Below are 11,168 nucleotides of genomic sequence, written 5' to 3' on the forward strand. Positions count from 1 at the left end.
AGTGTCCCTGATCGTTTCCGACCGCTTCCGCATTGTTGTGGGGCTTGGCAAAAGTGGCATGTCACTGGTTCGCTTCCTGGCGAACCGGGGCGTGTCCTTTGCTGTGGCCGACACGCGGGAGAATCCTCCTGAGCTGGCGACCTTGCGTCGTGAGTATCCGCAGGTGGAAGTGCGTTGTGGCGAGCTGGACGTCGATTTCCTCTGCCGTGCCGACGAGCTGTATGTCAGCCCCGGTCTGGCGCTAGGTACCCCGGCGCTGCAGCAGGCCCATGCACGCGGCGTGAAGCTGTCTGGCGATATCGAGCTGTTCGCGCGTTACGCGAAGGCACCGATTATCGCCATCACGGGTTCGAATGCGAAAAGCACAGTCACCACGCTAGTCGGCGACATGGCCAAGGCCGCAGGTAAGCGCGTCGCGGTGGGCGGCAACCTTGGCACTCCGGCGCTCGACCTGCTCAGTGATGACATCGATTTGTATGTGATGGAGCTGTCCAGCTTTCAGCTCGAAACCACCGACCAGCTCAATGCTGAAGTGGCGACCGTGCTGAATATTAGCGAAGACCACATGGACCGTTATACCGGTCTGCCTGCTTACCATCAGGCTAAGCACCGGATATTCCGCGGTGCCCGGCAAGTGGTGGTCAATCGTCAGGACGCGCTGTCCCGCCCGCTGATCGGCGAAGGTCTGCCTTGCTGGACGTTTGGCCTCAACAAGCCTGATTTTCACGGTTTCGGTCTGCGCGAAGAGAACGGCGAAAAGTACTTGGCGTTCCAGTTCGAAAACCTGATGCCGGTGCGTGATCTGAAAGTGCGCGGTGCGCACAATCAGGCCAATGCACTCGCTGCGCTGGCGCTGGGGCACGCTGTGGGCCTGCCATTCGAGGCCATGCTTGCCAGCCTGCGCGAGTTCACCGGGCTGGAACATCGCTGCCAATGGCTGCGCGAGCATGACGGTGTGGATTACTACAACGATTCCAAGGCCACCAACGTTGGCGCTGCGCTGGCTGCCATCAAGGGGTTGGGTTCGGACATCGATGGCAAGCTGGTCCTGATCGCTGGTGGCGATGGCAAGGGTGCTGACTTCAGCGGTTTGCGCGCACCAGTGACAGAACATTGCCGCGCGGTCGTCTTGCTGGGTCGCGACGCCGAACTGATTGCCCAGGTGTTGGGGGATGCAGTTCCGCTGATCCGCGTCGACACGTTGCAGGCCGCAGTAGAGCGCAGCGCATCGCTGGCTCAAGGCGGCGACGCTGTATTGCTTTCCCCCGCATGCGCCAGCCTGGACATGTTCAAGAATTATGAAGAGCGCGGACGTGTGTTCGCGCAGGCAGTGGAGTGCTTGTCATGATCTTCGGTGTGATCAAGCCTTATCCATCGCCGCTGATCAGCGGCCGCGGCATCGACCTCGACTTCCCGATGCTGGTCGGCTGTCTGGCTCTGCTGGGCCTTGGCCTGGTGATGATTACTTCTGCCTCGTCGGAAGTGGCTGCCGTGCAGTCCGGCAATACGCTGTACATGATGACCCGCCACCTGGTGTACCTGCTGATCGGTCTGGGCGCCTGCGGCGTGACCATGATGATTCCGGTCGCCACCTGGCAACGTCTGGGCTGGCTGATGCTGCTCGGTGCGTTCGGCCTTTTGCTGCTGGTGCTGGTGCCGGGAATCGGGCGCGAGGTGAACGGTTCTATGCGCTGGATCGGCTTCGGCGCGTTCAACGTGCAGCCATCCGAAATCGCTAAGGTATTTGTGGTGATCTTCCTCGCTGGCTACCTGATTCGTCAGCAGCAGGAAGTGCGTGAAAGCTGGATGGGCTTCTTCAAACCGTTCATCGTGCTTTTGCCGATGGCTGGCCTGTTGTTGATGGAGCCAGACTTCGGTGCGACTGTCGTAATGATGGGCGCGGCAGCCGCGATGCTGTTTCTCGGTGGCGTCGGCCTGTTCCGCTTCTCGCTGATGGTGGTGCTGGCAGTGGCGTCGGTGGTGGTGCTGGTTCAGGCACAGCCATACCGCATGGCGCGCCTGACCAACTTTACTGACCCGTGGGCTGACCAGTTCGGCTCCGGCTACCAATTGACCCAGGCGCTGATCGCCTTTGGGCGCGGTGAGTGGATCGGCGTCGGTCTGGGCAACAGCGTACAGAAGCAGTTCTACCTGCCAGAAGCGCACACCGACTTCGTGTTCTCGGTACTCGCCGAAGAGCTGGGCGTTGTCGGCTCGCTGCTGACTGTCGCGCTGTTCCTGTTTGTCAGTATTCGGGGCATGTACATCGGCATGTGGGCAGAAAGAGCCAAGCAGTTTTTCGGCGCTTATGTGGCTTACGGCCTGTCGTTCCTGTGGATCGGTCAGTTCCTGATCAACATCGGCGTGAACGTCGGTCTGCTGCCGACCAAGGGTCTGACGCTGCCTTTCCTCAGTTATGGCGGCAGCTCGCTGGTTATCTGCTGTGCAAGCCTGGGCCTGCTGCTGCGCATCGAATGGGAATCGCGCAACAACATGGGCAGCGAAGAAGCCGAGTTCCAGGAAAGCGATTTCGCCGAGGACACGCCCAATGGACGCTAACGTGCTGATCATGGCGGGTGGTACCGGCGGGCATGTGTTCCCGGCGCTTGCCTGCGCACGCGAGTTCCAGGCACGTGGCTACAACGTCCACTGGCTGGGCACGCCACGCGGCATCGAAAACGAGCTGGTGCCCCAGGCCGGTCTGAAGCTGCACCTGATCAACGTCACCGGTCTGCGTGGCAAGGGTCGCTTGTCGTTGCTCAAGGCCCCTTTGATGTTGCTCAAGGCCCTGATGCAGGCCCGCAAGGTCGTGCGCCAGTTAAAGCCGGTCTGCGTGGTCGGTTTTGGTGGCTACGTCACAGGCCCAGGCGGTCTGGCGGCGAAGCTGGCGGGCGTACCGTTGATCATTCATGAGCAGAACGCCGTTGCAGGAACTGCCAATCGCAGCCTGGCGTCGTTTGCCAGCCGCGTGTGCGAAGCATTCCCGAACACGTTCGCTGCATCTGCCAAGCGTCGCACCACGGGCAACCCGGTGCGGGTCGAGCTGTTTCTGGAAACTCCGCGTCAGGCGCTGGCCGGACGCAAGGCTCGTCTGTTGGTACTGGGCGGCAGCCTGGGCGCGGAACCCTTGAACAAACTGCTGCCCGAGGCGCTGGCCCGGCTGCCTCAGGACATCCAGCCCGACGTGTTTCATCAGTCGGGCAAGAATCATGACGCCGTTACTGCAGAGCGCTATCGCACCGCAGGCGTCGAGGCGCAAGTCGCGCCATTTATCCAGAACATGGCCCAAGCCTATGGCTGGGCCGACCTGGTGGTCTGCCGCGCAGGCGCATTGACCATCAGTGAACTGGCCGCCGCCGGTCTGCCGTCGTTGCTGATACCACTGCCCCACGCGATTGATGACCATCAGTCTCGTAACGCTGACTATCTGGCCCGAGAAGGCGCAGCCTTCGTCATGCCACAAGCGACAACTGGCGCCGCCGAGATGGCCGCACGCCTGAAAGAGGTTTTGATGCAACCCGAACAATTGAACAGCATGGCCCGCACTGCACGTCGCCTGGCCAGGCCCGATGCCACCAACGCTGTTGTGGATATCTGTGTGGAGGTGGCTCATGGTTGAGAATCAACGCGCCATGCCACAACCTGAAATGCGCCGTATCCGTCGCATCCACTTCGTCGGTATCGGCGGCGTAGGCATGTGCGGCATTGCCGAAGTGCTGCTGAACCTGGGTTACGAAGTTTCTGGCTCTGACCTCAAGAGCTCCCCGGTTACCGATCGTCTCGAATCGTTCGGTGCGCAGATTTTTGTCGGTCACCGTGCCGAAAACACCGTGGGTGCCGACGTACTCGTGGTGTCCAGCGCCGTGAACACCTCCAACCCGGAAGTGGCTACGGCTCTGGAACGCCGTATTCCCGTCGTGCCACGCGCCGAGATGCTCGCCGAGCTGATGCGCTATCGCCACGGCATCGCGGTTGCTGGCACACATGGTAAAACCACCACCACCAGCCTGATCGCTTCTGTGTTCGCTGCCGGTGGCCTGGACCCGACGTTCGTGATTGGCGGCCGGCTGAATGCTGCCGGCACTAACGCGCAATTGGGCACCAGCCGTTATCTGATCGCCGAAGCCGATGAAAGCGATGCAAGCTTCCTGCACCTGCAGCCACTGGTTGCAGTGGTCACCAACATCGACGCCGATCACATGGCGACCTATGAAGGCGACTTCAACAAGCTGAAGAAGACCTTTGTCGAGTTCCTGCACAACCTGCCGTTCTACGGTCTGGCAGTGATGTGCATCGACGATCCTGTGGTGCGTGAAATCCTGCCGATGGTCAAGCGCCCGACGCTGACCTATGGCTTCAGCGAGTCTGCCGACATACGTGCGATCAACGTGCGTCAGGACGGCATGCTGACTTTCTTTACCGTGTTGCGCCGCGACCGCGAGCCACTTGACGTGTCGGTGAACATGCCCGGCAACCATAACGTGCTCAACTCGCTGGCGACGATCGCCATTGCGACCGACGAAGGCGTCAGTGACGAGGCCATCGTTCAAGGTCTGTCGGGCTTTCAGGGCGTCGGTCGGCGCTTTCAGGTATATGGCGAATTGCCTGTCGACGGTGGCAACGTGATGCTGGTCGACGACTATGGTCACCACCCGCGGGAAGTGGCTGCCGTGATCAATGCAGTACGCGGTGGCTGGCCGGATCGTCGCCTGGTGATGGTCTACCAGCCACACCGTTTCAGTCGCACACGCGATCTGTACGACGACTTCGTGCAGGTGCTGGCCGATGCCAACGTACTGTTGCTGATGGAAGTCTACCCGGCCGGCGAAGAACCGATTCCGGGTGCGGACAGTCGCAACCTGTGCCACAGCATTCGTCAGCGCGGCCAGCTGGACCCGATCTACATCGAGCGTGGCGTCGAGCTGGCACCACTGGTCAAGCCATTGCTGCGCGCTGGCGACATTCTGCTGTGCCAGGGCGCCGGGGACATCGGCGGCCTTGCGCCACAACTGCTCAAAAGCCCGCTGTTCGTCGGCGCCAAAGTGGCTTCAACCGAAGGTAAGCTGAAATGACAGCCGCCGTCCTGTCTTCCCTGCGCTCGACACTGGAGCCGAAAAGCTTCGGCCGTGTCGCCGTGCTCTTCGGTGGCAAGAGTGCCGAACGGGAAGTCTCTCTGAATTCGGGCAATGCAGTGCTTAAGGCGCTGCTCGATGCGGGCGTCGATGCGTTCGGTATCGATGTGGGGGATGATTTCCTGCACCGTCTGGTCAGTGAAAAGATCGACCGTGCCTTCATCGTTCTGCACGGACGCGGTGGCGAAGACGGCACCATGCAAGGGCTGCTCGAGTGTCTTGAAATCCCTTACACAGGCAGTGGCGTACTGGCTTCTGCGCTGGCGATGGACAAGCTGCGGACCAAGCAGGTCTGGCAGAGTCTGGGCCTCCCGACGCCACTGCATGCGGTGCTGGAAAACGAGAACGATTGTATTTGCGCCGCGACGGAACTGGGCTTCCCTTTGATCGTCAAACCGGCCCATGAAGGTTCAAGTATCGGTATGGCGAAGGTGAACAGCGTCGATGAATTGATCGCCGCCTGGAAAGCCGCCAGTACCTACGATTCGCAAGTGTTAGTCGAGCAGTGGATTCAGGGCCCTGAGTTCACTGTGGCCTCTCTGCGTGGGCAGGTGCTGCCTCCCATCGGCCTTGGTACTCCTCACAGTTTTTACGATTACGACGCCAAGTATCTGGCTTCGGATACGCAATACCGTATCCCGTGCGGGCTTGGCGATGTTCAGGAACAGGCACTCAAAGAACTTGCTGCACGCGCCTGCGATGCCATTGGCATTGCCGGATGGGCGCGCACGGACGTCATGCAGGACGCGCAGGGCAAGTTCTGGTTGCTGGAAGTTAATACCGTGCCCGGCATGACCGATCACAGCCTGGTCCCGATGGCGGCGCGTGCTGCCGGTCTGGATTTTCAACAACTGGTGTTGGCGATTCTGGCCGACAGCGTTCAGGCGAGAGGGTAAGGCATGTACGGCCCGTCGGCACGTCCTCAGTCACCCGCTCCCGGCCGCAACAAGCCGGTGCCGCGTGGCGCCAGCCGGATGGTGGCCAAGGAGCCTCTGTCGGCGCGTCTGCCCAAGGCCAACTTCAGTTTCCTAAAGCGTCTGATGTGGCCGGTGCTGCTGGTGGTTCTGGGCTTCGGCACTTATGAGGCAGCACAGCGCCTGTTGCCGTATGCCGATCGGCCGATCACCCGCATCAATGTGCAGGGCGATTTGAGTTACATCAGCCAGCAGGCCGTGCAGCAGCGGATTGCGCCGTACGTGGCGTCGAGCTTTTTCAAGATCGACCTGACGGCCATGCGCACCGAGCTGGAGCAGATGCCGTGGATTGCGCACGCCGAGGTGCGTCGTGTCTGGCCGGATCAGGTAGTGATTCGTCTTGAAGAGCAACTGCCGGTTGCCCGTTGGGGCGACGAGTCGTTGTTGAACAACCAGGGGCAGGCTTTCACGCCGCGTGAACTGTCCAACTATGAACATCTTCCCCAGTTGTTCGGTCCGCAGCGGGCCCAACAGCAGGTGATGCAGCAGTATCAGGTGTTGAGTCAGATGTTGCGCCCTCTGGGCTTCTCCATCGTGCGCCTTGAACTGCGCGAGCGCGGCAGCTGGTTCCTGACAACAGGCGCCGGTAGTGCTGGCCCGGGTATCGAATTGTTGCTTGGACGCGACCACCTCGTCGAAAAAATGCGCCGTTTCATCGCGATTTACGACAAAACGCTGAAAGAACAAATCACGAATATCGCGCGTGTCGACTTGCGCTACTCCAACGGCCTGGCGGTCGGTTGGCGTGACCCGGCAGCGGCAACGACGGAAAAACCCGCCGTCGCGAAGAATTGATAAGAGGCAAGACCATGGCAAACGTGCAAAGCGGCAAAATGATCGTCGGGCTGGATATCGGTACCTCCAAGGTGGTGGCGCTGGTAGGCGAAGTCGCGGCCGATGGTTCGCTGGAAATCGTGGGTATCGGTACCCATCCTTCACGCGGCCTGAAGAAGGGCGTGGTGGTGAATATCGAGTCGACTGTGCAGTCGATCCAGCGCGCAATCGAAGAGGCGCAATTGATGGCCGGCTGCCGTATTCACTCGGCGTTCGTCGGTGTTGCGGGCAGCCATATTCGCAGCCTGAACTCCCACGGTATCGTGGCGATTCGTGACCGAGAAGTCAGCTCCGCCGACCTTGAGCGTGTGCTTGATGCCGCCCAGGCAGTGGCCATTCCTGCCGACCAGCGCGTGCTGCACACCTTGCCTCAGGACTATGTGATCGATAACCAGGAAGGCGTGCGCGAGCCTCTGGGCATGTCCGGCGTGCGACTGGAAGCCAAGGTACACGTAGTGACCTGCGCCGTGAATGCCGCGCAGAACATCGAGAAGTGCGTGCGCCGTTGTGGCCTGGAAGTCGACGACATCATTCTCGAGCAACTGGCATCGGCCTATTCGGTGCTGACCGACGACGAGAAAGAGCTGGGCGTCTGCCTGGTAGACATCGGTGGCGGTACCACCGACATCGCGATTTTCACCGAAGGCGCCATTCGTCACACCGCGGTCATCCCGATTGCCGGCGATCAGGTCACCAACGACATCGCCATGGCGCTGCGTACCCCGACCCAGTACGCCGAAGAAATCAAGATTCGTTATGCCTGCGCCCTGGCCAAACTGGCCGGTGCAGGGGAAACCATCAAGGTACCGAGCGTGGGCGACCGTCCACCTCGCGAGCTGTCGCGCCAGGCCTTGGCCGAAGTGGTCGAACCTCGTTACGACGAGTTGTTCACCCTGATCCAGGCCGAGTTGCGTCGCAGCGGCTACGAAGACCTGATCCCGGCCGGCATCGTGCTGACCGGTGGTACGGCAAAAATGGAAGGTGCGGTAGAGCTGGCTGAGGAAATCTTCCACATGCCGGTGCGCCTCGGCGTACCGCACAGCGTCAAAGGGCTCGCGGATGTCGTGCGCAACCCGATCTACTCGACTGGCGTAGGCCTGTTGATGTACGGGCTGCAAAAGCAATCGGATGGCATTTCGCTGTCCGGGATTGTCGGCAACAGCAGTTACAGCGACGAGACCAAGGCTCCGGTGCTTGAGCGGATCAAGCGTTGGGTGCAGGGAAATTTCTGAGTTTCAAGGTTTTCAAAGATTCAGGGCGACAAAAGCAACATCGGCAGGCAGTAGGCAAAACTAACTAGAAAGCGGAAGGAGAGAGAAAATGTTCGAACTCGTAGACAACGTCCCGCAAAGCCCGGTCATTAAAGTAATCGGTGTAGGCGGTGGTGGCGGAAACGCTGTCAATCACATGGTCAAGAGCAACATCGAAGGCGTGGAATTCATCTGCGCCAACACTGATGCTCAGGCGCTGAAAAACATTGGCGCACGGACCATCCTGCAACTCGGTACAGGCGTGACCAAAGGTCTTGGCGCTGGCGCCAATCCTGAAGTCGGTCGTCAGGCCGCCATGGAAGACCGTGAGCGCATTGCAGAAGTCCTGCAGGGCACCAACATGGTTTTCATCACCACTGGCATGGGCGGCGGTACCGGTACCGGTGCAGCACCGATCATTGCCGAAGTGGCCAAGGAAATGGGCATTCTGACGGTCGCAGTCGTGACCCGTCCGTTCCCGTTCGAAGGTCGCAAGCGTATGCAGATCGCCGATGAAGGCATCCGCATGCTGTCCGAAAGCGTCGACTCGTTGATCACCATTCCCAACGAGAAGCTGCTGACCATCCTCGGTAAGGACGCCAGCCTGCTGTCGGCTTTCGCCAAGGCTGACGATGTACTGGCCGGTGCCGTTCGCGGTATCTCCGACATCATCAAGCGTCCGGGCATGATCAACGTCGACTTCGCCGACGTTCGCACCGTGATGAGCGAAATGGGTATGGCGATGATGGGCACTGGCTGCGCCAGCGGTCCTAACCGTGCACGTGAAGCGACTGAGGCAGCCATCCGCAACCCGCTGCTCGAAGACGTCAACCTGCAAGGCGCTCGCGGCATCCTGGTCAACATCACTGCCGGTCCTGACCTGTCTCTGGGTGAGTACTCCGACGTGGGCAGCATCATCGAAGCGTTCGCTTCCGAGCACGCGATGGTCAAGGTCGGTACCGTTATCGATCCGGACATGCGTGACGAGTTGCACGTGACTGTGGTTGCTACCGGCCTGGGCGCGAAAATCGAGAAGCCAGTCAAGGTGATCGACAACACGATGCAGACCACCCAGCAGGCGCCTGCCCAGCAAGCTGCCCGTCAGGAAGCTCCATCGGTCAATTATCGTGATCTGGACCGTCCTACCGTGATGCGCAATCAGGCACACGCAGGCGCAACCGCAGCCGCGAAGATGAATCCTAACGACGATCTCGATTACCTGGACATCCCGGCTTTCCTGCGTCGTCAGGCCGATTGATGAAATGTATCAGGGGTATTAGGGTGATTGGTGTTCAGCAAAGGCATGGTCTGCTATCATCGCCAGCCTTTGTTGATACCAGTTCGCAACTTGCGCTGAAGCGGCCCATGCCATGATTAAACAACGCACCCTGAAAAATATTATCCGTGCCACAGGTGTAGGCCTGCACTCCGGGGAGAAGGTTTACCTGACCCTCAAGCCCGCACCTGTGAATACCGGCATTGTGTTTTGCCGAGCTGACCTTGATCCGGTCGTGCAGATACCTGCACGTGCGGAAAATGTCGGTGACACCACGTTGTCGACCACACTGGTCAATGGTGATGTCAAAGTTGACACGGTGGAACACTTGCTCTCGGCCATGGCTGGCCTTGGCATCGATAACGCCTACGTCGAGCTCTCTGCCTCCGAAGTCCCGATCATGGACGGCAGCGCAGGCCCTTTCGTATTCCTGATTCAATCGGCAGGCCTGGAAGAACAGGACGCGCCGAAGAAATTCATCCGGATCCTGCGTGAAGTCTCAGTGGAAGAGGGCGGTAAACGCGCTACTTTCGTGCCTTTCGAAGGGTTCAAGGTCAGTTTCGAGATCGATTTCGATCACCCCGTCTTCCGCGACCGCACTCAAAGTGCAAGCGTGGACTTTTCCAGCACTTCCTTCGTGAAGGAAGTCAGCCGTGCCAGGACCTTCGGGTTCATGAGTGATATTGAGTACCTGCGCAAGCACAATCTCGCACTCGGCGGCAGCGTGGAAAACGCCATTGTGGTCGACAAGGACGGCGTATTGAACGAAGACGGCCTGCGGTACGAGGACGAATTCGTCAAACACAAAATCCTGGACGCCATCGGTGACCTCTACCTGCTCGGCAATAGCCTGATCGGGGAGTTCCGGGGCTTCAAGTCGGGGCATGCACTGAACAATCGTCTTTTGCGCACGTTGATCGAGCAGAAAGACGCCTGGGAAGTGGTGACCTTCGAGGATGCCAGTACTGCACCTATTTCTTACATGCGCCCTGTAGCGGCCGTGTAAGGAAGCTTTACTCTCTTTCCTTTTGTATTTTAAAGGCTGCCTTCGGGTGGCCTTTTTTTATGGTTTTTTTCCGAAAATGTCAGGCTGACTACCGGTTCTTTCAGTGCGCTCAGGGCTTTTTCTTGTCTCGGGCGTGGCTGGCCAGTCGCTCGAGTGCGGCCCGCAGCTTGGGGTCGGAGATGTTGTCGGCAGTGGCCTGAATGTTTTCAGCCGCGACCATCGACAGGTCGATGGTATGCGTGGCAGCGCCGCGTGGCGCTTCTGGCGGTTGAACCTTGAAGACAATGCGAGTCAGGTTGATGAACTCGTCAAAGGCAATCAATTGCCGATGCAGGCGTTTCTGCTGATAGCGCAAGCGCGTCGCCCAATGACCGTCCGTCACGATCAGCAACAAGGAACCTTCCCGCCATGAGGCCACGTGACAATGCTCCCGCGCCGCAGGCTGAAGCTGACTTTCGAGCAGGCGCTGCAGATGGCTGAGGCGTTCTGCGTGACGAAAGATGGCCTTGAGCGGCTTGGCTTCACGTAGCAAAACGGCAGGTGGGCGGGCATTCAGAGGACGAAAGGCCATGGGGGATTGCCTGAGTAACAAGATGAACATGTTAACAGAAAGCATTCAGGCGGCTGCTTTTGAAGGCATTTCCGTGCTTTCATATGCAAATCAATGAGTAACTTCCCCGAATTGCGGGTTGAAGT

10 protein-coding genes are annotated in these 11,168 nt (G+C 59.5%); 9 read left to right on the top strand and 1 reads right to left on the bottom strand.

Annotated elements, in window-relative coordinates; translation table 11 throughout:
- Window position 1 precedes the first annotated feature (1 nt).
- From murD to lpxC, 9 genes are all read left to right on the top strand, one after another.
- A complete protein-coding gene (gene murD, locus POR16_RS04840; protein WP_005890171.1) occupies window positions 2-1,348 on the top strand; it encodes a UDP-N-acetylmuramoyl-L-alanine--D-glutamate ligase in 1,347 nt (448 codons plus the stop codon).
- Complete coding sequence (gene ftsW, locus POR16_RS04845) at window positions 1,345-2,559, top strand: putative lipid II flippase FtsW (protein ID WP_005890173.1); 1,215 nt, start codon at window positions 1,345-1,347, stop codon at window positions 2,557-2,559. Before murD ends, ftsW begins: the two co-directional genes overlap by 4 nt.
- A complete protein-coding gene (gene murG, locus POR16_RS04850; RefSeq protein ID WP_024668816.1) occupies window positions 2,549-3,619 on the top strand; it encodes an undecaprenyldiphospho-muramoylpentapeptide beta-N-acetylglucosaminyltransferase in 1,071 nt (356 codons plus the stop codon). Before ftsW ends, murG begins: the two co-directional genes overlap by 11 nt.
- Window positions 3,612-5,072 (top strand): UDP-N-acetylmuramate--L-alanine ligase, encoded by a 1,461-nt coding sequence (murC, locus tag POR16_RS04855; RefSeq protein ID WP_005890176.1) that lies wholly within the window; start codon window positions 3,612-3,614, stop codon window positions 5,070-5,072. The genes murG and murC overlap by 8 nt, the downstream gene beginning before the upstream one ends.
- A complete protein-coding gene (locus tag POR16_RS04860) occupies window positions 5,069-6,028 on the top strand; it encodes a D-alanine--D-alanine ligase (RefSeq protein WP_005890177.1) in 960 nt (319 codons plus the stop codon). The genes murC and POR16_RS04860 overlap by 4 nt, the downstream gene beginning before the upstream one ends.
- Window positions 6,029-6,031: 3 nt before the next feature.
- Entirely contained in the window at window positions 6,032-6,901 is an 870-nt protein-coding gene (locus POR16_RS04865; protein ID WP_005890178.1) for a cell division protein FtsQ/DivIB, read from the top strand.
- A gap of 14 nt (window positions 6,902-6,915) precedes the next feature.
- Window positions 6,916-8,172 carry a cell division protein FtsA gene (gene ftsA / locus POR16_RS04870; protein ID WP_003364017.1) on the top strand — a complete coding sequence of 419 codons (1,257 nt, stop codon included), beginning with the start codon at window positions 6,916-6,918 and terminating at the stop codon, window positions 8,170-8,172.
- Window positions 8,173-8,260: 88 nt separating this feature from the next.
- A complete protein-coding gene (ftsZ, locus tag POR16_RS04875) occupies window positions 8,261-9,448 on the top strand; it encodes a cell division protein FtsZ (RefSeq protein WP_005890179.1) in 1,188 nt (395 codons plus the stop codon).
- Window positions 9,449-9,560: 112 nt separating this feature from the next.
- Entirely contained in the window at window positions 9,561-10,472 is a 912-nt protein-coding gene (lpxC, locus tag POR16_RS04880) for a UDP-3-O-acyl-N-acetylglucosamine deacetylase (protein WP_005890181.1), read from the top strand.
- 109 nt (window positions 10,473-10,581) lie between these two features.
- On the opposite strand, the gene POR16_RS04885 is transcribed toward lpxC, so the two are convergent.
- Window positions 10,582-11,043, bottom strand: a complete 462-nt coding sequence (locus tag POR16_RS04885) for a DUF721 domain-containing protein (RefSeq protein ID WP_005890184.1) — start codon at window positions 11,041-11,043, stop codon at window positions 10,582-10,584.
- Window positions 11,044-11,168 lie beyond the last annotated feature (125 nt).

This window comes from Pseudomonas coronafaciens pv. oryzae str. 1_6 (genome assembly GCF_000156995.2).
GTDB classification, from domain to species: Bacteria; Pseudomonadota; Gammaproteobacteria; order Pseudomonadales; family Pseudomonadaceae; genus Aquipseudomonas; species Aquipseudomonas tremae.

Excerpts from the sequence above, each read along its gene's own strand:
- ftsA (WP_003364017.1), top strand. The coding sequence starts at position 6,916 with ATGGCAAACGTGCAAAGCGGCAAAATGATCGTCGGGCTGGATATCGGT.
- murC (WP_005890176.1), top strand. The coding sequence starts at position 3,612 with ATGGTTGAGAATCAACGCGCCATGCCACAACCTGAAATGCGCCGTATC.
- murG (WP_024668816.1), top strand. The coding sequence starts at position 2,549 with ATGGACGCTAACGTGCTGATCATGGCGGGTGGTACCGGCGGGCATGTG.
- lpxC (WP_005890181.1), top strand. The coding sequence starts at position 9,561 with ATGATTAAACAACGCACCCTGAAAAATATTATCCGTGCCACAGGTGTA.
- ftsW (WP_005890173.1), top strand. The coding sequence starts at position 1,345 with ATGATCTTCGGTGTGATCAAGCCTTATCCATCGCCGCTGATCAGCGGC.
- POR16_RS04860 (WP_005890177.1), top strand. The coding sequence starts at position 5,069 with ATGACAGCCGCCGTCCTGTCTTCCCTGCGCTCGACACTGGAGCCGAAA.
- POR16_RS04885 (WP_005890184.1), bottom strand. The coding sequence starts at position 11,043 with ATGGCCTTTCGTCCTCTGAATGCCCGCCCACCTGCCGTTTTGCTACGT.
- POR16_RS04865 (WP_005890178.1), top strand. The coding sequence starts at position 6,032 with ATGTACGGCCCGTCGGCACGTCCTCAGTCACCCGCTCCCGGCCGCAAC.
- ftsZ (WP_005890179.1), top strand. The coding sequence starts at position 8,261 with ATGTTCGAACTCGTAGACAACGTCCCGCAAAGCCCGGTCATTAAAGTA.